This is a genomic window from Paramuribaculum intestinale, assembly GCF_030759015.1.
GTDB classification, from domain to species: Bacteria; Bacteroidota; Bacteroidia; order Bacteroidales; family Muribaculaceae; genus Paramuribaculum; species Paramuribaculum intestinale.
Map to the genome: position 1 here is coordinate 1,350,123 of NZ_CP098825.1, position 23,652 is coordinate 1,373,774.

Consider the following 23,652-nt stretch of genomic DNA (forward strand, 5'->3'; position numbering starts at 1 on the left):
CGACACCAGTTTTTGCGTATTTTAGCTTAAAATGTTAACTTTGTAGACGGAAGAGGTGAACCTTCTCCTATTTACCACCATTTATATTAAGTAAGTTGCTTTTGAACAAACAGAAACATCAACTAATTCACAGATTATTTATATGGCACACTACAAATCCATACGCAACAACGCCATACTGGCCGGCGCAGCTCTCTGTCTTTTAGCACAGGGATGCTCAGTTTTCAAGAAAACCGAAACCCCGGCCGCCACTATCAACCGGCAGACTGATGTGGTGGAAACCAAGACTCCCGAACAGACCGTCGCGGCTATTGACCGGGTGCTTTACGGCGAATGGACCATAGCCAACGTCGGTGGGATGGAAGTGACCGGTGAAGAGCGTCCGTATCTTATTTTTGACACCACGGCGGTCAATCCATTTGAAATGAAGCTGTATGTCAATGACGGATGCAATTATCTCAACGGCCGTGTAGCTGTCACCCCGAAGGGAGATATCCGTCCGGTCAACGACTTTCTGTCGACGATGAGATATTGTGCCGATGCGAAGTATGAGCTTGGAATCGGCACGGCGCTCAATTCGATGGCTCACTTCAAAATCGAGAAAATTTCAAATGACTATATCCTTTATCTGAAAAACGCCTCTGATTCCACTACTATGACAATGCGCAAAAGCGACCTGACATTTCTCAACGGGGCATGGCGTGTAAGCGTGCTCGACGGCAAAAACATCCCTGCCGACGCCGAAATGCAGATGGTCATCGACCTTCCTGAACTGAAGGTTCACGGCAACACAGGGTGTAACATCCTCAACGGATCGATATTCGTAGACCCCGCAAAACAGAATTCGCTGCAATTCTCCAATCTGGCCACGACCCGCATGGCCTGTCCTGACATGGAGCGCGAGCAGAAATTCCTTGTGGTGCTCGAACAGGTTGAAACGGCCATCCCCGGCAAGGACAAGGACACCGCTCTGCTCAAGGACGATCATGGACAGGTGATGATGCAACTGACCAGACTCAATCTGCCGAAGCAATAAAGGCCCAGCACAGCGATCATAAGGTTTGTGCAGTAATCTGCACGATCAAATCAAAACGACATTGCAGTCCGTATTCAGACCACACTAACCACAGCTATATCAGCTTAAAACGAATCACACATAACTGAAAACACAATGGAGGAAATAATCAGATATTTCCCTGAGCTGACACAAACCCAGCGCGAGCGTTTTGCCGCGCTGGGTACTCTGTATTCCGACTGGAATGCAAAAATCAATGTCATATCCCGCAAGGATATTGACAACCTGTATGTGCATCACGTGCTGCATTCTCTTGCGATAGCAAAGTTCATGACTCCGGCTTCCGGATCACGATTGCTTGATATGGGCTGCGGTGGAGGCTTCCCCGGCATACCGTTGGCCATCATGTGGCCCGACTGTCATTTCCACCTTATTGATCGCATCGGGAAGAAGCTTCGTGTGGCGCAGGCGGTGGCCGATGCTATCGGTCTGACGAATGTCAGCATACAGCATGGTGATATCGGCGAATGCCGTGAGAAATTCGATTTCGTTGTCAGCCGCGCCGTAATGACCCTTGACCAGCTTGTGCCGCTCGTCACCAAAAACATAGCGCATAACGACCGCTCTACGCTTCCCGACGGGCTGATATGCCTAAAAGGGGGCGATCTGAAAACGGAGATCGACGCCACTCGGCGGCCGGTGCTTGAGGTGCCGGTATCCGACTGGTTTGACGAGGAATACTTCTCTGCCAAAAAGCTTCTATACGTAAGAATATGAAAATCCATAGCTTTGAATTCAATCTTTTCGGAGTCAACACTTATCTTATATGGGATGAGCTGACACTCCATACAGCCGTTGTGGATCCGGGCATGTCCAATCCTGCCGAGTGCGAGGAATTCTCACGTTTTGTAAGCGACAACCGGCTTGATATTGTCAGGCTTATCGACACTCACCTTCATATCGATCACACAATGGGCAACGAATATGTCGAGGCAACATATCATGTAGGCCTTACAGCCCACCGAGCCGATGCACCGCTTGGAAAGATGCGGGCCGCACAGGCTCGTGCATTCCATCTGCAGGGAGCGCACGACACACCGGTGAAGATCAATATAGAAGTGAACATGGGCGACAAAATCTATCTCGGCAAGCAATGGCTTGACGTGATCGAAGTACCCGGGCATTCACCCGGCTCCATAGCCCTGTACTCTCCCGAAGGAGGATTTGTCGTGACAGGCGACGCGCTTTTCAACGGCAGCATCGGCCGCACCGATCTGGCCGGAGGGGATCATGCCACACTAATCCGGTCTATACGGTCGGGGCTTCTGACACTACCGCCAGACACCATGGTTTATCCCGGTCACGGGCCGTCGACAACCATTGCGCGTGAGATCAACTCCAATCCTTTTCTTTGACAGTCATTATTTCTCATCGATGATATAAACAATGCCCCGTGATATCTTTGCCGGAAATCACGGGGCATTGGTTTTATGTTCTCTCAGATTACAAACAGTCAACGTTTTTTTGAAGTCCTTTTTGTCGCTCTTCTTGCTGTTGCCTTGCGCCGGGCTGTCGTTCTTTTCTTTGCAACGACTTTATTGTGAACAGCCTTGTTGAACGAGAAAACATCCTTGTGTGTAACCTTGTTTTCAAAGTCGATTATTTGGGTCGGGTTGATGGCAACGCCCATGAAACGCGTTTCGAAATGAAGATGTGGGCCGGTACTGCGACCGGTATTGCCTCCGAGAGCTATAGGCTCTCCGGCCTTGACCCGCTGATCGGGTTTAACAAGGAATCGCGACAGATGCCCGTAGACGGTTTCCATGCCATTGTCATGACGGATCACAACATAGTAGCCATAACCACGTCGCTCAAATTTTGTCATGCGGATCTTACCGTCGAAAGCTGCACGTACGGTATCACCGACGGCAAGTTTCAGGTCTATACCGCGATGCACTCTGCCGAAGCGCGGACGATAACCGTAATTCGATGTGACATGTCCGGGCACAGGATGATAGTATCCACTGACATCTATGTCTTTTGTATCAGGAATCACAGCGTTTACATAGGGGTTTACGCTGGCGCTCTCCCAATATTCACCATACACCTCCGCTTCATCAGGCATCTCTACCTTTGAAAGTTCGCTGATATACTTCAGCGTGTTGATCACTTTTATGTCGGCCGAAAGCGGCTTCTGCGATGCGAGCAGATCTTCATGCTCTTTGTTGTGATTGTCGGGCAATTTGAATTGCGCCTGAGCCGGCATCATCGCCGACATAACGGTCATTGCAGCCGCTACTGCTATATGTTTTAACTGGATCATCAATAGTTTGTAATTACTCTTTTCAGGTCAGTTATAAGTTTCAATCAGTCTATCTCCAACGAAGAATAGATAAAATCCATATATTCCGGCTTCCATTCATATATCTCTTCAGGCTTAAAAAAGCGCCCGATCTCGACAACGGCCTCTTCTGCTGTTGAAGAGGCGTGGATGATATTCTCCTGATTGCTCATCGCAAAATCGCCACGGATAGTGCCAGGCTGCGCCTCGCGTCCGTTGGTGGATCCTGTCATCATGCGGACAACATTAACGACATCCAGACCTGCAAGGCATACGACTATCACTGGCGACGCCATCATGGCCTTGAGAAGATGAGGGAAGAAAGGCTTTTCGACGAGATGACTGTAGTGCTCCCGCAGAATGGCCTCATCGAGCCACATCATCTTGATGCCGGATATTATCAAACCTTTCTGCTGAAATCGTGCCAGTATCTGTCCGACACAGCCACGCTCCATTGCGGAAGGCTTGAATATCACTAATGTTTTTTCCATGAATATTTTAGATTTTTTTTGCTTTTCCGTTGAAAGATGCTCAAAGATAGCAGTTTTTTTCGACAAGAACAAACAATTTCAGCTCATCGTGAGCACTTTGCGACATAATGCCACAACCCACGCAAGCCAATCGTTGACATATCAACCACTTAAGTATAATTGTGAAAATAACCCAAATTATCGATATGGTTGTAAAAACACCACAATCCGGCGATTAACCATTATTAAAAAGTGTTGTATCACTTAGCGTTAACGCAACCATAACTTATCCATCCGCCGGTCAGGATATGCGACTCCAGTCGCTCGCACGCTGATACATCCTGTCATACTCCCGGCGCATAGCCACATGTTCAGGCTTCTCTAAAAACGGATCATTGTCAAGAATATCCGATGCCGCATTGCGAGCCAGTTCCACAAGCCGGCCGTCCGACGCAAGGCTTGCTATCTTAAGGTTCACCGCCAGCCCGCTCTGAAGCGTTCCCTCCAGATCGCCGGGACCGCGCATTTTCAGATCGGCTTCAGCCACGAGGAAACCGTCGGTAGTAGAGGTCATCACCTGCAGGCGTTTGCGCGTGTCGGCCGAAATATTCTGTTTAGTCATCAGTATGCAGTAGCTTTGGTCAGCACCCCGGCCGACACGTCCGCGAAGCTGATGCAATTGGGATAGTCCGAAACGTTCGGCGTTTTCTATGATCATGACCGAAGCGTTAGGAACATTTACTCCGACCTCAATCACCGTTGTCGCCACAAGAATATCAGCCTGATGCGTGGCAAACAGCTCCATCTGATGATCTTTCTCGGCCGGTTTCATACGTCCGTGGACAAAAGCCACACGATACGACGGAAAATTGTCGCGGACAAATTCATATCCCTCTTCCAGACTTCGCATATCCACCTTTTCATTTTCTTTGATAAGCGGATATACGATATATGCCTGACGACCGGCTTTGAGCTCGCGTCCCATGCCCTTGTAGACATCGATACGGTGGTCGTCAAACCGCAACATCGTAGTCACGGGCTTGCGTCCGGGCGGCAACTCGTCGATAACCGAAACATCAAGATCTCCATACACCGTCATCGCAAGCGTACGCGGTATTGGAGTAGCCGTCATAACCAGAATGTGGGGCGGAACAGTATTCTTTTTCCATATTCTCGCACGCTGAGCCACCCCGAAACGGTGTTGCTCGTCTATGACTGTGAAGCCGAGATTGCGAAACACCACATTGTCCTCAATCACAGCATGAGTGCCGATGAGTATATGCAGCGAGCCATCCTCAAGCTGCCGGTGGATAACAGCCCGCTGCGATGCGGGAGTTGATCCCGTCAGCATCTTCACGTTAATGCCGATAGGCGCCACCAGCCGGCTTATGGTCTCGTAATGTTGCGCCGCCAATATCTCCGTCGGCGCCATCATGCACGCCTGTGTGGAATTGTCGAGAGCGATCAACATGCACAGCAAAGCCACAAGAGTCTTGCCGCTGCCCACATCGCCCTGCAACAGGCGATTCATCTGCCGGCCCGATCCCATATCGGCCCGGATCTCCTTGATCACCCTCTTCTGCGCTCCCGTCAGTTCGAACGGCATGCATTCCTTGTAGAAAGTATTGAAATAATGGCCGATGTGGGGGAATCGCATTCCTCCGACCGAAAGTTTTCGTCGACGGGTGTATTGAAGTATATCGAGCTGAAGATAAAACAGCTCGTCAAATTTCATTCGCGCCCTGGCCATATCGGCACACGATGGCGATGAAGGGCAATGAATGTCGCGTAGAGCTGTAGACAAAGGCGGAAGTCCGAGCCTACGCAGTATATCAGGTGGCATGGAATCTGTCACGCCTCCGAGGGCTATCCTGTCGACCACCGTACGGATCATCGTATGGATGACGCGTGAGTTCACCCCCTGATTACGCAGTTTCTCAGTCAACGGATACACCGGACGCAGACTCCCCTCGCCATGCATATCCGACGGCGGCTCCACCTCGGGATGCACCATGCTCCAACGGCCACAGAATGAGGTGGGCTTTCCGAAAAGCACATAGTCGGTCATCGTGGCATAAAGTTCCTTCAGCTTCTTTATCTGCCGGAACCACACGACCTCCATCGTCGCCGTTCCGTCGGAAAACAACCCCGTAAGACGCGATTTCGCTCCCTCGCCCTGTATGGCAAACGACACGAAACGCCCTCTGACCTGCACCGCCGGCATCTCGCCGCTGAATGATGATATGGCATACATCCTTGTGCGGTCAATATAATGAGCGGGAAAATGACGGAGCAGATCGCCTACGCTCTTGATACCAAGCTCGGACGATAGCAGCGCCGCACGCTTCGGTCCGACACCTTTTACGTATTTTATGTCGGTGGCATTCAGTCGTTGCATTGTCTGAGCAATAGTTCAGCTATGGCGATATCCGACGGATTTGTCACTTTGATATTTATCGGCGATCCCTCGACCAGGCTCACATCATATCCAGCAGCCTCCATCACTGAAGCATCGTCGGTGAACGCCGGACTGTAGGGCATTCCGTAAGCCTGACGGAATTCCATTCCTGAAAATCCCTGCGGAGTCTGTACGGCCACGTAGGCGGCACGATCGACGGCTTTCGAACTTCCATCTGCCCCGACATGCCTTATCGAATCGGAAAGAGCCACGACCGGCACTGCACCCTTTGCTCCTGATGCCACAGCCGCCACCACAGCTTCCACTACGCATCGTCCGACAAGCGGACGCGCGCCGTCGTGGACTGTGATTATATCCGCATCTGCTCCATACGCGTCGACAGCGTTTTTCACCGATTCCCACCGGGTGGAGCCACCGGCCACAATCGGCCCGGGATCGAAACCGGCCGACACGCACACCTCGGTCCAATATCCAATATAATCGGGATTAAGTACCGTTACGACCGTGCCGCCGCATCCAAAGCGCCTCATGGCGTCGACAGCAAGCATCAGCGCCGGACGCTCCCCTATCAGATGGAACTGTTTAGGCAACTCTGCCCCAAATCTACGGCCACTGCCTGCGGCCACCACAATATGGAGGATTCGATTCATAGCGCAAAATTACACAATTCCATGATCATCTCCATCTTTTTCGAAAAGCTTGGCAACATAAATTTTGCGGGGTGCATTTCGTTCGCATAATTTCTACGATTTTTTCCACAAAAAAATTGAATTATTAGAAATAATGTCTAATTTTGGCATTTCAATGGATCATGCCGGCAAATGCCGACTGATCGGACATACCCTATAGAATACCATCAACCAGTTAATTTCTAAATTATGGAAATGCTTGACCGGGCCGAACAACTAAATGAAAAGGTTGCCACGCCTAACCTGCCAAACGAAGAGCTCCCAGGCAAAACACCGGAGGATGCCGAATGCGCCAGTGAAGAGAACGTCACCCGTGAGTCCCTGCTGAAGACCATTGAAATGATTGTCGCCGACGATTCGGAGATTGTCGCCGATGACGTTGCCCGAATCAAGCAACAATTCTATACACTCCACAATGAGCTGACACTCCGCCGTAAAGATGAAGCCGGCGAAGAGGGCGAAGCATTTACTGACACCGAAGATCCGATCGAAGAACGGTTCAAGGCCGCCCTTGCCGCTATCAAAGAGAAGAAAGCGCGTCAGAGAGCCGAGATAGAAACACGTCAGGCCGCTAATCTTGACAAAAAGGAAGCCCTGATCAACGAACTTAAAACTCTTGGCGCCGACACTGACAATGTCAACCGTCACTATCAGCGTATCAAGGAGATACAGAGCGAATTCAAAGAGATCGGCGAGGTACCGCCACAGAATGCCACTGCGCTATGGAAAAACTATCAGGATGCCGTGGAAGCATTCTACGACCAGTGGAAAGTCAACAAGGAACTCCGCGACTATGACTTCAAGAAAAATCTGGCCGAAAAGCAGCTTCTTCTCGACGAGGCCCGCAAACTGACCGAAGAGCCTGACGTGATCACAGCATTCCGACGGCTGCAGAGCCTACATGACAAATGGAGAGAGATCGGGCCGGTGGCAAAGGATGTCCGTGAGGAAATATGGACCTCCTTCAAGGATGCCTCAGCTGAAATAAACAAAAAATATCAGGCACATTTCGAAGAACGTAAAGCACGCGAGCGGGAAAACGAAGAGATCAAGACAGCCTTGTGCGAACGGATAGAAGCTCTCGACTTCAGCAAGCCCTCGACGTATCAGGAATGGGACGCCATGACCAAGACTATACTTGAGGCACAGGAAGAATGGAAAAAGGCCGGATTTGCCCCGCGAAAGACAAACACGGCACTGTTCAACCGCTTCAGGGCACTGTGTGATGACTTCTTCGGACGTAAATCGGAGTTTTTCAAAAAGACTAAAAACGAATTCGCCGAAAATCTTGCAAAGAAAACGTCATTATGCGAAAAAGCCGAGGTGCTGGCCGAAAGCACCGACTGGAAAAAGACTACCGATGCCATTGTAGAACTTCAGAAAGAATGGAAAACGATCGGACCGGTGGCACGTAAACACAGCGATGCGATATGGCGGCGGTTTATCAAGGCATGCGACACATTCTTTGACCGCAAGAAAAAGGTCAACGGCGACACACGCCGAGCCGAGCAAGCCAATCTGGCTACCAAACGCGAAATCATCAGCCGCCTGAATGTCATAGCGTCGGATGAAAACACCACACCGCGCGAACAGGCCATAGCAGAAGTACAGCAACTGCGCAAGCAATGGCAGGAAACCGGTCATGTGCCGTTCAAAGAGAAAGACAAGCTTCAGGACGCATATCGCGAAGTCGTAGGCACCCTCTTCGACAAGCTCGACATCAAGGAGAACCGCGCACGCATGGCCGACTTCCAGGCCGGCATAGAAGCGTCGGCCGGCGACTCCGGCAAACTGTCGCGCGAACGCGAACGTCTGGTCAGGGCATGCGAACAGCGCCGTCAGGAGTTGAAAACCTATGAGAACAATATGGGCTTTTTCAATTCCAAATCGAAGAACGGCGACTCTATAGTCAGAGAAATGGAACGGAAGATGCAGCATCTCAAAGAAGAGATCGCACAGATTTCAGAGAAGATAAAGATCATAGATTCGAATATCTGATCCACCACTTCCCTGTCGACCTGGCCGACATTTCGATCTGAAGGTCAGCCCATAATGACAAAACATCAAGACGCTGTGTCATACAATGATGTGACACAGCGTCTTACTATTTCGAACCTTAGAGCATGTTTGAATTTAACACGAATAAATATATATGGACTTCTTTCTATCCCCTCAAAGGTCTTTTCGGGCGATTTGCGTCAAGCTGCATCGGTCACGATGCCCGCATCGCTCCCTCATCAACTCACGCCAATCTCTACGAAAATCCTCTTTAAGTGAATAGACGTGAAATTCAAACATACTCTTAATTTTCGACAATGATCCACGTACTGACCGACGGGTAAACACCGCGCACTGACGCGTCAATAGGCATTGTCATCGCCTTTTAATATATTAAACAATGTGCGGAAAATGATCTTTATATCGAGCAACAGCGACCAGTGTTCGATATACCACACATCGCACTCCACACGCTTCTCCATCTTCCACAGATGGTCGGTTCCACCTCTTAATCCATTGACCTGAGCCCATCCGGTGATACCCGGCTTGACAGTGTGTCGCATCATATAACGGTCGACCAGATCTCTGTAAACATCGGTATGCGATACCATGTGAGGTCTCGGCCCGACTATAGACATGTCGCCCTTGAGCACATTAAACACCTGTGGCAGTTCGTCGAGCGACGTTTTCCGCAGAAAACGCCCCACTGCTGTGACTCTCGGATCGGTCTTGGCCACCGGCGACTCATCGTCCGATGGATCATATCGCAAAGTACGGAACTTCAAGCAATTGAACGTGCGGCCTTTGAGTCCGGTGCGCAGCTGGCGATAGAATACCGGGCCAGGCGATGTCAGCTTAATAGATATTGCTATGGGTATAAAAAAAACAGGGAACAACACCACTCCGACCAACGACGCCGTTATATCCAGCATCCGTTTCATAAATATATTAAACCGTGAGGCGAGCGGACTGTTCAAGGGTGTCATGACCGGCAGCCGTCCGATCTCATTGACTGCAAACCCACGGTTGACAAAACGCGTGAGCTGTGGCACGATGTGAAGCGTCACAGCATTATTGTCGGCCACTTCAATAGACTGGAGAAGCGCCGATTCATTGTCACCGGAAAGAGTGCAAAAAATCTCCTCTACGTCATTGGCTCTGACAAAGCCGCCCAAATCGCCGACAGGCATTACCGGCAGATCTGGGTCAACCGAACTTACGGCATTGTCGTCGAACACACCCGCTACGACATATCCATAACCATCGTTGGCCATCATGTCGTAAAGCCGCAGAGCTGTATCATTCATCCCCACTATCACCACACGACGATGATTGCGTCCGCAACGACGTAGAAACTTCAGCAGCTGCAACGAAACTACGCAGGCTATCGGAAGCGATATGAACATCAGCGCATAGAACACAGCCAGAGTACTCCATTCCACATAAGGAGCGTCAATCAGATACAACAACACAACAAAAAAAACAGCATGAACGCCACATGCATTTATGGCACTGCGGGCAGTACGTTCCATTTTAAGCGCGCGCAATTCCTCCGGACGTATCAACCGCCATCCAGCAATGATCCATGCAACCGATGCGACGATAATGACTTTGGGTGACATCCACACCCGAGCCTGAGCCATCCCGACCAACAATGAAGTCAGATAATACGATAACACCGCCATGACTATGGCCATGAACGACAAAGCCGGATTGATCAACCAGCCGTAACGTCTGCCACTATTTAATAATCCGGTCATGATACACTAATCGGTCCTGTTGGAATCTGTCGGGATTTCACTACGCTACATTCAATGAAGTATTCTCAGAGCCATTTTTCATATAAACGCAACACATTTCCACTTATTGCCATAATGAGCATATAAACCACAAAAAAGATCGTGTCCCGCCGGTGAAACACCGATAGGGGACACGATCGTATATTATCTTTGCTATAATTTGATCAGTCAATCTTCACCACAAGGAAGTTGCTGACTTCCCAGAACTGTGTCGGATCTTTGATCACCAGCACCTTCTGTCCGTCCTGATCTTCGATAGAATAGCTTGCTGCGGGCTGCTTTGTCATCACCTCCGCCTTCTTGCTGTGAAGCGGTATGTTGTTAAGTGTGCGTTTGTCAGCCTTTATGAAGTAGGCTTTTTCGAAGTCACCTTCAAGTATTCTTGTCTTGCGAAGGAATCCGGTCTGTATAATCTTGTTTTTCTGCAGTTCCGATTTGTTGCCTACGGCATAGTAACAGGTGTTGAGCTCGTCATTGAGCTGTGTTGCTTCCTGACGCGCCACCTCTCGCTCTGTGGTGACAGTCGAGACTGTGGAGCTGAGCGAATCGACCTTCTGTCCAAGGCTTGCTATCTGCACATTGGCAGCCGAAAGCTGGTTGCGGAGAGTGGCCATTTCTGTTTCCTGCTCGGCGATCTGTGCCTTGAGGTTTTCTATGGTTTTGGTAAGAGTGGAATTCTGTACGCCGCTTTTACGCAGTTTTTCCTCAAGTTGAGCCAAACGGTCGCGGCGCTGCTGAAGCGCTTCCTGAATGGCCACCATGTCGTTGCGCAGCTGATCTTTCTGCGAGCGTGCATCCGAGCCATTTCCTGGAGTAGCGATAATGTGTTCCAGATCCTTGATCTGTCCCATCCCGGCTGTAATGTCGTTGATAAGTGCAAACAACGAATCCTGCGTAGCGAGGGTTGCCTGAAGCTCTGAATTGAGCTGTACGTTCTGTTCTTCGGCTTTTTCAAGTTTTTCGCGTGTGCCACATGAAGTCATGACAGCAGCCACGGCAATAGCCATAAAGACTGTTCTCTTCATAATAGTTGAATTGTTGATTTTTAGATACGCCACCGCCAGCAAATCATTCATTCGTCGTCGGTGTCGTTTTTATATTTGTTTTTATGTTTTGGGCGTGGCGACAACTCTTTGTTGCCCGCTACGATAATAACGATTTCTCCGCGCGGATTGTTTTGCGAAAAATATTCTGCCAGATCTCCCAATGTGCCTCTGCGGGTTTCTTCATGCAGTTTTGATATCTCACGGCTGACAGAGGCCTCACGTCCGACGCCACACACTGCGGCAAGATCTGATAACGTTCGGGCCAGCCGCAAAGGCGACTCATAGATAATTGTTGTCCGCGGATCAGCAGCGATCTCTGCAAGTCGCGTGGCTCTCCCCTTTTTCTGCGGCAGGAATCCTTCGAAGCAGAACCGCTCACACGGAATGCCGCTATCGACCAACGCCGGCACAAAAGCTGTCGGCCCCGGCAATGTCACCACCTCAATTCCGCGACGTCGGCATTCTCTTGATATCAGGAATCCGGGATCGGATATGCCGGGAGTGCCGGCATCGGTTATAAGCGCGATATTCTCGCCGGCCTCCATACGGTCGACGAAAGACCCTACGGTCTGATGTTCATTAAATTTGTGGTGGCTTGCCACCGGAGTCGATATCTCGAAATGACGCAGCAACACACCACTCGTGCGTGTGTCCTCGGCCAATATCACATCAGCTTCGCGCAGCACATCCACGGCACGCGGGGGCATATCGGAAAGGTTACCCACCGGAGTAGGCACCATATACAATCGTCCGGCCATCAATGGAAACGCTGAGTCACAATTGCCGTAAAGTCAACCACATCAGGGTTTTCAGGATCCAGACACAGATCATCGGACAGATATTCGATCACTTCGTCGGCCGACGACATTGAGGATACCAGACGCAGAGTGTCGTTGAAATCCTGACTGCTGCCCTTGAACAGTTCGCGTATAAATCTGAAACGGTCATTCAGCGTGAACACCGGATGTCCGGCCACAGGCGTAGATGCATAAGTCACTGAGACAGCGTCAGGCTCTGCCACATGACGGTCTGCTTGCCGATCTTCGACCATGGAGTCGCTGCTGTCGGCCACTTCCTCGGCGATCGCCGAATCAGCCACCGCCATGTCATCGGACGAAACAGATCCGGACGCATGCACGTCGTCGCGACCGATATTGCCAGCCAACGGCTCTGACTCCACGGCTGTCTCAACATCTTTTTTCTCCATCGGCTCTAACTCCGGGTATTGTTCTTTAGAGCCTACGGACTCTACACATGACACCACTGGCGCTGAATCGGCCGCAGCCACTGCCTCAACGCTTTCATGCGAGCCGGCAATAACTTTTGTCAGTTCGAGCAGTGCCGATGCCTTATCATGCAAAATACAATTCACCTCCGGGTTGACAAGGTCACCGCGGCGTTGTATCAGAAGAGCAAGTCCTTCGATTTCGAGAGCGAGTGTAAGGATCTGCCCGGCCTTATCGTTATTATACATATCTTTAATGCTTTTGGTTTCAGACACAAAATTACCGAAAATTTTCAGAATGGCAACAAATCCACTATCATACCCGTCGTTTCTTCTTCGATGACTTGCGGGATTTCTGCGATTTAGTCCGAGACGCCCCACCCTTTTTCTTAGGTGCTTTGGTCACTTGCTTGACCGGACGCACATAGTCTGGGGCAAACATAGAGAGCAACATATCCTCTATCCCGGTCTTCAAAGCTGTCCGTCCGCAAGTAAAACCGTTGACCATTATGACTATAACGTGCGTAGGCTGTCCGTCGCCACCAAGCATATAGCCGGCGTATGACTGCACTCCCCTCATGCTTCCGGTCTTCAACGCCACTCGCCCTTCAAGAGGTGTGTCACGAAGAAAACTCTTGAGAGTGCCGTCGCAGCCAGCTTTTGGAAACAGGCTGACATAGTCGGGAGCCTTGTAGTGTGATGCCATCCATGTGAAAACGTTTGCAAGAAACATTGGGGTCAGACGGTCGTTGCGCGACAGTCCGCTTCCATCCTCGATCACCACACGCCGCGTATCCACATCGCGCGTTTCCCACATGTCAAGCTCTGTCTTGACCGCCGATGCGCGTGACTGCCCCGGCGCTACCGACCGCAGCATGGCCTCAGCCATCATATTGTCACTCCGATACATCAGACTGCGCAATATATCGACAAGTTCAGGCGACCGGTGGATATAGAGTGTGGACGCAACGTCATCGCCATCGGCCGACACCGGAGCATCGGACATCTCCACCCCATTGTGGCGAAGTTTCTGCATCACTTCATGTCGCATCACCGCCGAAGGATCCGGCGTAGAGACGGTGATGCTTTCGCCATTGCGCCGTGGATTTCCACGCGATATTATGACGTTGGAATCCTTCTTGCGGTCAATCTTGAGCGATCCTTTTGCCGGGGTGTGCGACACTTGCAGTCCGGGCACATAAGGCACTGACTTTCGCGACGGGAGGGTCAGCACAAACTTGTTGTCACGGAAATTCGCCGCATGGTGCGATGTCCCGTAGGGCCACACGATATCTTCGTCAGCCCATCCGTCGGGCACGCCCTCCTCAGGCATCAACGACGAATCAATCACCACCGTGCCTTCTACTCGTTTTATACCTGTTGCAACAACGGCAGCGGCTATGCTGTCGGCGAATCCTCCGGCCTCATCGAAATAAGCCGACTCGACGGTAGGATCACCGACACAACGCACCACTATATCGCCCTTGAGTGTGCCGTCATCAGTTATCTTGCCCACCGCCTCAACCCGGGTTTCATAACGGTCACAGGAGTTCATGAGAGTCAGCACCGACGCCGATGTCAGTGCTTTGGTAATGCTGGCCGGCACAAAAGCAGCGTTGCTGTTTATATCACGCAACGTTTCGCCTGTCGCTATATCGGCTATGTATATACCAAGATGTGATTCGCCCACACCGCTGACGCCGATCGGCGACGCCGGCCCGGCGGCTTTGACGGACACAGCCATGGCCATGGCCATGGCCATGGCCAACACGACAAATATCGATCTACGTAATGTACTGTATTTTATCATCCGATAAGATTAGGTCAGAGTTGAAATTCAAGTCGCGAAATTACTAAAAAAGCCCCGTATATGCTTTCCAAAAACTAAAAAGACCCCCACAATAGATGTTAATTCGACAATTTTGAGTAATTTCGCACATCGAAAGAGCAACTGTGCAGATATGGTACTGAAAACTCGCGAAAAGCTCATAGATGTGGCTCGACAGCTTTTTGTGCACAAAGGCGTCGAAAACACTACGATGAACGACATTGCGGCCGCCTCTGACAAGGGGAGGCGCACCATCTACACCTATTTCAAAAACAAGCTGGAGATTTACAATGCCGTCATAGAGCGCGAAAGCGAGCGGCAGGTGGAACGGATAAGGCTGACAGCACAGTCTGATCTTCCACCGGAAGAGAAGCTTCGCCAGTTTCTCATCGGACGGTTCGACACCATCGACGATGTCGTGGCATATCACCCAGGCACCATAAGATCGCTCTTCACTCTTGACTTTAAGAGAGTGGAGCGCATAAGGCGGCTGGCCATTGTCAAGGAGCGTGAGATATTGCGCGAGATACTCCACGAGGGCGTCAGGAAAGGCATATTCTCACGATCACAGGCCGACCGCCTCGAAGCTATGCTGGCGATGGTGTTTCAGGGAGCCTACTACTGTATGATCAAAGGCAACATTGAGGAGGGGGCAGCCGAGATAGGATCACTGCGCCGCGACGTCATCGATTTTGTCATGGAGAGCATAGTCACGCCTCAGCACCATACCGACAAATCTGAGAACAACACCAATATCAAACAATAATACACCTAAAAGATGAAACTACTTGAAGGAAAAACAGCCATCGTCACCGGCGCCGCACGCGGCATCGGCAAGGCACTGGCAATCCGCTTCGCCCAGGAAGGCGCCAATATCGCCTTCACCGATCTGGTAATCGATGAAAACGGCAAAGCCACCGAAGAAGAGATAGCCGCTCTGGGCGTAAAAGTCAAAGGCTACGCATCCAACGCCGCCGACTTCGAGCAGACAAAAGAGGTAGTAGATCAAATCCACAAGGATTTCGGCTCGATCGACATACTTGTGAACAACGCCGGCATAACCAAAGACGGACTCATGATGCGCATGACCGAGCAGCAGTGGGATGCCGTCATAGCAGTCAACCTCAAGAGCGCGTTCAACTTCATCCACGCCACCCTATCCATCATGATGCGCCAGCGCAGCGGCAGCATCATCAACATGGCATCGGTGGTAGGAGTACACGGCAATGCCGGCCAGTCGAACTATGCCGCCTCCAAAGCAGGCCTTATAGCTCTGGCCAAGAGCATAGCGCAGGAAGTAGGTTCACGCGGCATCCGCGCCAACGCCATTGCCCCCGGCTTCATCGAGACAGCCATGACAGCCGCTCTCCCCGACAACGTCCGCGCCGAATGGGTACAGAAGATACCCCTGCGCCGCGGAGGCAAGCCCGAGGATATCGCCGACGTGGCCACATTCCTCGCTTCTGACATGTCGAGCTATGTCACCGGCCAGGTGATACAGGTCGACGGCGGAATGAACATGTAAGCCAGACTTACCCAGACCGAAGCAGTCACAATCCGTGCCGACTATGGGATATTTCCATCAGCGGCACGGATTTTTTCATTATTTGCAGAAATGCGGGATAATGCGTAACTTTGAGGAAATTTTCAAAACCTACTGATGTTAAGATACAACACTCAGCTTGAACGGCTGAAACTGCCTGAATACGGACGCAACATACAGAACATGGTGGAGCATTGCCTCACCCTGACCGACCGCGACGAGCGCAATGCCTGCGCAAGAAGCATCATAGAAGCCATGATCCGGCTGACGCCACAGGCCAAGAACGATCCCGACCACACGCGTAAACTCTGGGATCATCTGGCCATTATCTCAGACTTCAGGCTTGACATCGACTATCCGTTCGATCAGGTAGAGAAGGATACGCTCCAGAGTACACCCGAGCGTGTGGCCTACGGCCTGCAGAATATCCGCTACCGTCATTACGGCAAATCGGTCGAACGCCTTGTCGCCACCGCTTCAGCCATGGAGCCGGGGCAGGAACGCGACACATTAGTCAGACTGATCGCAAACCACATGAAAAAACTCATGCTGGAGGTGAACTGCGACGGTGTTGACGACATGAAGATCTTCAAAGATCTTGCAGAATTGTCGCATGGAGAGATACGGATACATCCCGAAGAGATGAGACTTCACGAATTCAAGGCCGTACAACAGCCTACAGGCAAGAAACGACGCAAACGCTGATCCTTCCATATCCGCAAAAACAGACTACATGATCAAGGCAAGCGAACTCACCGCCATAGGAGCCATCATCAAGCCCCACGGAGTTAAGGGCGAAATGGTGATCAACCTTCGTGACGACCGGATCGATATCGAACGCACCGAATGCATCGTAATGGATATAGATGGGATCTATGTGCCTTTTTTCATTGAAAACGTCCGTCAGAAAGGGCGCGAGTCGTATATAATAGCCATCGAAGGCATAACGTCCGACACTGCCGCGGCCGAATTCAACGGCAAGACAGTATATGCGCTGCGCGAACACATGGCCGAAATGACCGACGAGAGCGACGACGGATTCTACGCATCCGATCTAATAGGATTCAAGGCCGTCAAGCCCGACGGCACTGCGATAGGTGTCATCGACGGAATAGAGGACAGCACTATCAATGTGCTCGCGATCATTCACGCCGATAATGACCGCACCGTCTACATGCCGCTTGCCGATGAATTCATAACCGATATTGATCCCGACAGACAGATTATCACTTTTGACGCTCCTGACGGAATCGAATCACTTTGACAGACGCTATACAGATAAAGAATCCATTAAATAGTCTAAAAATCCCCTGCCACATGGAGTTCGACGAAACAAAAGCCATAGAATATATGCGCGAAGCCATAGGCCGGCGCGCCGAAGCCTATGATGACGACCAGTTGCTTAATCTCATCGACATCATCTGGGACTTCTATGAAGAGAACGGATTGCTCGATATAGATGCCGACGAAGAGATCGACGATGAAGAAGCTGTGCTCGACGATCTTGTGGCTTACGCGCGACGCATGCTCCGCAAAGACAAGGAATCAAAGATCAACGATGACGACATCGCACCGCTCATCGAAGCCGAGATAGACTATGAAAACTCTCTCGACCAGTAATTTCGCAGCCCGTTTTCTGACGGCGGTGGCACTTGTAGCGCTGCTCGCATGGCCCATGGATGCCGAAGCGCAGTTTTTCAAAAAGAAAGAGAACCGCTACACCGATCCTTACAAGGGATTTACAGAAGAGGCCTACATGGATATGGATTTTCTGCCCAACATCTCTACTCCAGAAGTACATAAAAAAGCAAAAAGCGGAGTAAAGAAAACCATAAGAGCCCTTGCCGAACAGCTGAAGAATAAAGTGACCGTGGATCTTGTGAGAGATGACGAGGTGGTGCTTGTCACATTTCCGACCGACGATCTCTTCCTGCCCAACGACACCATGCTCACCACCGAAGGCACCGCTTTGCTCGCACCGCTGCTGCCACACATGAAGAATCCGATGATGTACAAGATTGTGCTGGCCGTGCATACCGACGACACCGGATCAGAGCTCTACCGCGATGAACTCTCAACCTCACGCCTCAATTCGGTCTACGACTGGTTCATGCTTGCAGTCGAATCCGGACAGATTCAGGAAAACCTCATCATCATACCGTTCGCAATGTCGTCCACCATGCCGCTGGCCGACAACAACACTCGTGACAACCGCGCGCTCAACCGACGGCTGGAGGTGTATTTCATACCAGGGCCGCAGCTGATCGACGAGGCGTATAAAGGACAATTGAAATAACAAAACAACATATCATCTTAACATACGAAAATGGCAACAGAACTCAAAGACCTCACCAAGAGAGCCGACAACTATTCGCAATGGTACAACGACCTCGTTATAAAAGCCGACCTTGCCGAACAGTCGCCGGTGAGAGGATGCATGGTCATCAAGCCCTACGGCTATGCCATCTGGGAAAAAATGCAGCGTGAACTCGACCGGATGTTCAAGGAAACCGGCGTACAGAACGCCTACTTCCCTCTGCTGATACCAAAGTCTTTTCTTTGTCGTGAAGCCGAACATGTGGAAGGCTTTGCCAAAGAGTGCGCCGTAGTGACCCATTATCGTCTGAAAAACGATCCTGACGGACGCGGAGTGATTGTAGATCCTGACGCGCGCCTCGAAGAGGAACTTATAGTGCGTCCGACATCGGAAACAATAATATGGGGCACCTACCGCAACTGGATACACAGTTACCGCGATCTGCCCATACTCTGCAACCAGTGGGCCAACGTTATGCGCTGGGAGATGCGCACGCGCATGTTCCTCCGCACATCTGAATTCCTCTGGCAGGAGGGCCACTGCGCCCATGCGACAGCCGAAGAGTCGGAAGCGCGCACAGTGCAGATGATCAACCTCTACGCCGACTTTGCCGAAAAGTATATGGCAATGCCGGTAATCAAGGGTGTCAAATCGGCCAACGAACGGTTTGCCGGAGCTGTCAACACTTATACCATCGAGGCTATGATGCAGGACGGCAAAGCCCTCCAGAGCGGCACGTCGCACAATCTCGGCCAGAATTTCGCCAAGGCGTTCGACGTGACGTTTGTCAACAAGGACAACCAGCCCGAATATGTATGGGCCAACTCATGGGGAGTGTCGACTCGCCTGATGGGAGCGCTGATAATGAGCCATTCCGACGACAACGGCCTCGTACTTCCGCCCCACCTCGCCCCCATACAGGTAGTGATAGTGCCTATCTATAAAAACGCCGAACAGCTCAAGCAGATCAGCTCACACATCGAACCGATCCTGCTCCAGCTCAAGGAGATGGGCATCAGCGTGAAATATGACGATGCCGACAACCGCCGCCCGGGATTCAAGTTTGCCGACTACGAGCTTAAAGGCGTACCTGTGCGTCTGGTAGTCGGAGCGCGCGACATAGAAAAAGGCACCGTTGAGATCATGCGCCGCGACACGCTCGAGAAGAGCGAAGCCCCGCTCGAAGGCATAGCCGGCCACGTAAAGGCTCTGCTCGAAGAGATACAGACCCATATCTACAGGAAAGCTCTTGCCCACCGGCAGGAAATGACACGCACCGTGGATACCTACGACGAATTCAAGAAAGAGATCGAGAAGGGCGGATTTATCCTCGCACATTGGGACGGCACAACCGAAACAGAGCTTAAGATTAAAGAGGACACCAAAGCCACACTCCGTTGCATTCCCCTTGACGGCGACACGACTCCGGGAGTATGCATGGTGACCGGACGTCCGTCGAAGCAGCGCGTGATCTTTGCCCGCAACTACTGATTCAACACCAACGTAAACACTACCTGCGACCTGCAGAAGGGTCGCAGGTATAATTCCCCACGCAATGAGTTCGACCGACATTACGTCAGGCAAGAGCACACGTCTGGCCATAGTGATCCCCTGCTACAACGAAGAGGAGGCACTGCCGCTGACTGTCGCACGGCTGACAGATATCATCGGATCTATGGTCGGCGACGGTCTGGTGTCGTCCGACAGTTACATAATGTGTTGCGACGACGGAAGCCGCGACGCCACATGGCGCACAATCCGCAATCTGCACGCTTCCAATCCGATGGTCAGGGGACTGTCGCTCGCCCACAACCGGGGACATCAGTATGCTCTGCTCGCCGGCCTGATGACAGTCCGAAACGAGTGTGACGCGGCCATAAGCATCGATGCCGACCTGCAGGATGACCCACGGGCCATGATAGAGATGGTGAAGCGCTTCCGCGAGGGTGCAGAAATTGTCTACGGTGTCAGGCGCAGCCGTCAGTCCGACACATGGTTCAAGCGCACCACGGCGCGAGGCTTCTATCGGTTTCAGCACAGCATGGGACTCGATACCGTATATGATCATGCCGACTACAGGCTTATGAGCGCACGAGCGCTCGAACTGCTTTCGTCATACGGCGAAAGCAATCTTTTCCTGCGAGGCATTGTGCCTCAGATTGGCCTGACCACAGCCGTAGTGGAATATGACCGTAACGAACGTGTGGCTGGCGAATCAAAATATCCTCTCAAAAAAATGCTGAGTTTTTCGGTCGACGGCATCACTTCATTCTCGTCGCGTCCGATCAGAATGATTTTTTATGTAGGGCTCGGCTTGCTGATCGCTGATATCGCCACAGCCATATACGTGTTGCTTTCATGGATTCACCACGACGTGGAACCGGGCTGGACCTCACTCATGCTTTCGGTGTGGTTTCTGGGCAGCCTCATACTTATGGCGCTCGGCATCGTCGGCGAATATATCGGCAAGATTTTTATCGAGGTCAAACACCGTCCTCGATATGCCATCAAAGAAATAATAAAATGACTGACACCAAATCACTCGAAACACAGCTCTCAATGGAGAGCGGCCACAATGTCGACGTCATAGAGGCTGAAGTGAAGGCCATCGTCGATGCTTTGGGCGATTTCTGCGCCCAGGGCGATTCGGTGGCGATACCTGGATTCGGCACATTCCAGTCGGTAAAGACCGATGAACACATCGATACCGATGATGAAGGACGCCGTATGCTGATACCTCCATCCATTACCGTAGAATTCAAATCGAGCGTTGTGCTCCGCAAATCCCTTAACTGATGAACGAAAAGATACCTTTGCGGGCACTCGCCGACAGAGTGGCTGAAACCACCGGACGCAGTTCGGCCGAAATGGAAACTCTGATCAAACGTCTGTTTGAACTCATCGCCGAAGGACTCCACGAAGGACGAAAAGTGGAGGTGAAAGGCCTCGGCACATTCTCTCTGTCGGACAATCCGGCGGATCCGGTAGAGTTCAGCCCGGCGGATGCGTGGGCTGAAAGAATCAACGCCCCTTTCGCCATGTTTGAGCCTGAAGAACTTGCCGAAGAGGCAACTGAAAGCGACTTTAACGATATTCCGGCTGATACTTCAGCTTCCGTCACGACCGAACAAGACATAGAAGAGGAAACGCCCCTTCACGTATATGCGGCGACAGAGGAGGTCCTGACAGAAGAACCACTGCCAGAGGCAGTGACAGACACGGAGATTGCAACCGCTGAAACTGTCGCAGCCTGCGAGCAGCAGCCTGTGATGCATAAAGAGCCGACTGCCGCAGATGCGGCCGGAGTCGAGGAAGAGATCACAGTCCAGACAAAGATTATCGCCGAAACGGAGTCCGACAGCACACCAGGATTTATTGACGCCGACGAAACAGCCGAAACGGACGAAACTGTCTCCAACGACAGCCTGCAACCCACATCTGAAGCGTATCCGGCCGAGATAGGGTTCCTGACCGACAACGCCGATACGACTGATAACGAGGATACTCATGAAGAATACATGGTGAGCACGGACGTTGACGACGCAGCTGCTGACAACGGATTCGGCAAAGGATTCATAGTCGGACTAATCGTCGGACTGGCCATAGGTGCTTTGGCGCTATGCTGCTATGTGATGTATTTCGTACACACCTCTGGTCAGCCTCAAACGATTGAGACCGAGCTAACTGAAAACTCTCCGGTCATTACCGAATGACAGCCCGAACAACATCCAATATTTGTGAAATAATTAAAAGGTTTGTAAGAATAAACCTATAATAGCTAAATTTAACACACCGTTAGCCGCTCCCGGGTGTTATAATATATAATTTTGCGTAGGTCATTGTTGCTCACGTACAGTGGCCACGCAATCAGATTTTAGACTTCACATACGAACTAACCACTTAACAAAGCCGCAAAACATCTTATGAGCGAATCCGTTAACATCAGAGAGTTGAACGACCTCGTGGCGAGCAAGAACGATTTCGTACAGCTCATCACCAAAGGGATGGATCAGACAATCGTTGGGCAGAAGCATCTTGTTGACTCTCTGCTGATAGCATTGCTGGCCAATGGCCATGTGCTTCTTGAAGGCGTCCCCGGTCTGGCCAAGACACTCGCCATCAAGACACTTGCCCAGGTGATCGACGCCCGTTACAGCCGCATACAGTTCACTCCCGACCTTCTTCCTGCCGACGTCACCGGCACGATGATCTACAGTGTGCAGAAAGAGCAGTTCCAGATAAAGAAAGGCCCGATCTTCGCCAACTTCGTACTGGCCGACGAGATCAACCGTGCTCCGGCCAAGGTGCAGAGCGCCCTGCTCGAAGCCATGCAGGAGCGACAGGTGACCATAGGCGAACAGACATTCAAGCTCGACGAGCCGTTCCTGGTGATGGCCACACAGAATCCTATCGAACAGGAAGGCACATATCCCCTGCCTGAAGCGCAGGTCGACCGTTTCCTTCTCAAGGTGATCATAGGTTATCCCAGCAAGGACGACGAACGCCAGATCATACGCCAGAACATCTCACCGCGCAAGATCGAAGTCAAACCACTTCTGCGTCCCGAAGAGATTCTCGACGCCCAGAAGATCGTAGAACAGATATATCTTGACGAAAAGATCGAACGCTATATTGTGGATATAGTGTTTGCCACACGTCGTCCGGAAGACTACAATCTGAAGGATCTCAGCGGCATCATTTCTTTCGGAGCATCTCCCCGCGCATCAATCGGCATGGCCAAAGCCGCCCGCTCCTACGCCTTCCTGCGTCAGAGAGGCTACGTGATACCCGAGGATGTCAGAGCAGTGTGTCACGACGTGATGCGCCACCGCATCGGGCTCAGCTATGAAGCCGAAGCCAACAATATCACTTCCGACGAGATCATATCGGAGATACTCGACAAGGTCGAAGTGCCCTGACGCGAAGAAACTCCACACGACACTCACTATCCTACCGACTGAT

The 23,652-nt window shown here is 51.3% G+C and carries 24 protein-coding genes; 15 read left to right on the plus strand and 9 right to left on the minus strand.

The features are described from left to right. Positions 1-142: 142 nt before the first annotated feature. The 3 genes from NF347_RS06020 to NF347_RS06030 all read left to right on the plus strand — a co-directional run bounded on the left by NF347_RS06020 (position 143) and on the right by NF347_RS06030 (position 2,430). On the plus strand, positions 143-1,036 hold the full coding sequence (locus tag NF347_RS06020; protein ID WP_107681697.1) for an META domain-containing protein: 894 nt from the start codon (positions 143-145) through the stop codon (positions 1,034-1,036). 135 nt (positions 1,037-1,171) lie between these two features. Then, positions 1,172-1,792, plus strand: coding sequence for a 16S rRNA (guanine(527)-N(7))-methyltransferase RsmG (gene rsmG / locus NF347_RS06025; RefSeq protein WP_107034845.1), 621 nt, complete (start codon positions 1,172-1,174; stop codon positions 1,790-1,792). Continuing rightward, entirely contained in the window at positions 1,789-2,430 is a 642-nt protein-coding gene (locus tag NF347_RS06030; RefSeq protein WP_107034846.1) for an MBL fold metallo-hydrolase, read from the plus strand. The genes rsmG and NF347_RS06030 overlap by 4 nt, the downstream gene beginning before the upstream one ends. Positions 2,431-2,528: 98 nt before the next feature. Here NF347_RS06030 and NF347_RS06035 read toward each other — a convergent pair whose 3' ends face one another. The 4 genes from NF347_RS06035 to NF347_RS06050 form a co-directional block, all read right to left on the minus strand. Then, complete coding sequence (locus NF347_RS06035; RefSeq protein WP_107034847.1) at positions 2,529-3,338, minus strand: M23 family metallopeptidase; 810 nt, start codon at positions 3,336-3,338, stop codon at positions 2,529-2,531. 44 nt (positions 3,339-3,382) lie between these two features. Continuing rightward, positions 3,383-3,847 (minus strand): nucleoside-diphosphate kinase, encoded by a 465-nt coding sequence (gene ndk / locus NF347_RS06040; protein ID WP_107034848.1) that lies wholly within the window; start codon positions 3,845-3,847, stop codon positions 3,383-3,385. 280 nt (positions 3,848-4,127) lie between these two features. Continuing rightward, the gene (recG, locus tag NF347_RS06045) at positions 4,128-6,224 is read right to left on the minus strand and encodes an ATP-dependent DNA helicase RecG (RefSeq protein ID WP_107034849.1); all 2,097 of its coding nucleotides are present in this window, start codon (positions 6,222-6,224) and stop codon (positions 4,128-4,130) included. After that, the gene (locus NF347_RS06050; RefSeq protein ID WP_107034850.1) at positions 6,212-6,895 is read right to left on the minus strand and encodes an IspD/TarI family cytidylyltransferase; all 684 of its coding nucleotides are present in this window, start codon (positions 6,893-6,895) and stop codon (positions 6,212-6,214) included. The genes recG and NF347_RS06050 overlap by 13 nt, the downstream gene beginning before the upstream one ends. 228 nt (positions 6,896-7,123) lie before the next feature. Between NF347_RS06050 and NF347_RS06055 the strand changes: the two genes are divergently transcribed. Beyond that, a complete protein-coding gene (locus NF347_RS06055; RefSeq protein WP_107034851.1) occupies positions 7,124-8,932 on the plus strand; it encodes a DUF349 domain-containing protein in 1,809 nt (602 codons plus the stop codon). Between the two features lie 362 nt (positions 8,933-9,294). Here NF347_RS06055 and NF347_RS06060 read toward each other — a convergent pair whose 3' ends face one another. The 5 genes from NF347_RS06060 to dacB form a co-directional block, all read right to left on the minus strand. Continuing rightward, complete coding sequence (locus tag NF347_RS06060; RefSeq protein WP_107034852.1) at positions 9,295-10,692, minus strand: undecaprenyl-phosphate glucose phosphotransferase; 1,398 nt, start codon at positions 10,690-10,692, stop codon at positions 9,295-9,297. A 203-nt stretch (positions 10,693-10,895) separates the two neighbouring features. Continuing rightward, positions 10,896-11,756, minus strand: a complete 861-nt coding sequence (locus tag NF347_RS06065; RefSeq protein WP_128702784.1) for a Cbp1 family collagen-binding glycoprotein adhesin — start codon at positions 11,754-11,756, stop codon at positions 10,896-10,898. A gap of 47 nt (positions 11,757-11,803) precedes the next feature. After that, positions 11,804-12,535, minus strand: a complete 732-nt coding sequence (gene rsmI / locus NF347_RS06070) for a 16S rRNA (cytidine(1402)-2'-O)-methyltransferase (RefSeq protein WP_107034854.1) — start codon at positions 12,533-12,535, stop codon at positions 11,804-11,806. Beyond that, positions 12,535-13,251: a hypothetical protein gene (locus NF347_RS06075; RefSeq protein ID WP_107681320.1), complete on the minus strand. Its 717-nt coding sequence runs from the start codon at positions 13,249-13,251 to the stop codon at positions 12,535-12,537. The genes rsmI and NF347_RS06075 overlap by 1 nt, the downstream gene beginning before the upstream one ends. Positions 13,252-13,318: 67 nt before the next feature. Next, positions 13,319-14,812 (minus strand): D-alanyl-D-alanine carboxypeptidase/D-alanyl-D-alanine endopeptidase, encoded by a 1,494-nt coding sequence (gene dacB, locus NF347_RS06080; protein ID WP_107681321.1) that lies wholly within the window; start codon positions 14,810-14,812, stop codon positions 13,319-13,321. Positions 14,813-14,963: 151 nt separating this feature from the next. On the opposite strand from dacB, the gene NF347_RS06085 reads away from it, so the two are divergent. From NF347_RS06085 to NF347_RS06135, 11 genes are all read left to right on the plus strand, one after another. Next, positions 14,964-15,596 carry a TetR/AcrR family transcriptional regulator gene (locus NF347_RS06085; RefSeq protein WP_107681322.1) on the plus strand — a complete coding sequence of 211 codons (633 nt, stop codon included), beginning with the start codon at positions 14,964-14,966 and terminating at the stop codon, positions 15,594-15,596. A gap of 12 nt (positions 15,597-15,608) precedes the next feature. Next, on the plus strand, positions 15,609-16,355 hold the full coding sequence (gene fabG, locus NF347_RS06090) for a 3-oxoacyl-[acyl-carrier-protein] reductase (RefSeq protein WP_107034858.1): 747 nt from the start codon (positions 15,609-15,611) through the stop codon (positions 16,353-16,355). 135 nt (positions 16,356-16,490) lie between these two features. Next, a complete protein-coding gene (locus NF347_RS06095; protein WP_107034859.1) occupies positions 16,491-17,078 on the plus strand; it encodes a DUF4290 domain-containing protein in 588 nt (195 codons plus the stop codon). A 28-nt stretch (positions 17,079-17,106) separates the two neighbouring features. Continuing rightward, a complete protein-coding gene (gene rimM, locus NF347_RS06100; protein WP_107034860.1) occupies positions 17,107-17,637 on the plus strand; it encodes a ribosome maturation factor RimM in 531 nt (176 codons plus the stop codon). Positions 17,638-17,690: 53 nt separating this feature from the next. Continuing rightward, entirely contained in the window at positions 17,691-17,993 is a 303-nt protein-coding gene (locus NF347_RS06105; RefSeq protein WP_107034861.1) for a hypothetical protein, read from the plus strand. Beyond that, positions 17,971-18,669, plus strand: a complete 699-nt coding sequence (locus NF347_RS06110; RefSeq protein WP_107034862.1) for an OmpA family protein — start codon at positions 17,971-17,973, stop codon at positions 18,667-18,669. Before NF347_RS06105 ends, NF347_RS06110 begins: the two co-directional genes overlap by 23 nt. A 30-nt stretch (positions 18,670-18,699) precedes the next feature. Beyond that, a complete protein-coding gene (gene proS, locus NF347_RS06115) occupies positions 18,700-20,181 on the plus strand; it encodes a proline--tRNA ligase (protein WP_107034863.1) in 1,482 nt (493 codons plus the stop codon). A 64-nt stretch (positions 20,182-20,245) separates the two neighbouring features. Next, on the plus strand, positions 20,246-21,217 hold the full coding sequence (locus NF347_RS06120; protein ID WP_107034864.1) for a glycosyltransferase family 2 protein: 972 nt from the start codon (positions 20,246-20,248) through the stop codon (positions 21,215-21,217). Further along, entirely contained in the window at positions 21,214-21,486 is a 273-nt protein-coding gene (locus NF347_RS06125; protein ID WP_107034865.1) for an HU family DNA-binding protein, read from the plus strand. The genes NF347_RS06120 and NF347_RS06125 overlap by 4 nt, the downstream gene beginning before the upstream one ends. After that, entirely contained in the window at positions 21,486-22,403 is a 918-nt protein-coding gene (locus NF347_RS06130) for an HU family DNA-binding protein (protein ID WP_107034866.1), read from the plus strand. Before NF347_RS06125 ends, NF347_RS06130 begins: the two co-directional genes overlap by 1 nt. A 210-nt stretch (positions 22,404-22,613) precedes the next feature. After that, positions 22,614-23,609 (plus strand): AAA family ATPase, encoded by a 996-nt coding sequence (locus tag NF347_RS06135; RefSeq protein ID WP_107034867.1) that lies wholly within the window; start codon positions 22,614-22,616, stop codon positions 23,607-23,609. Positions 23,610-23,652: the final 43 nt, after the last annotated feature.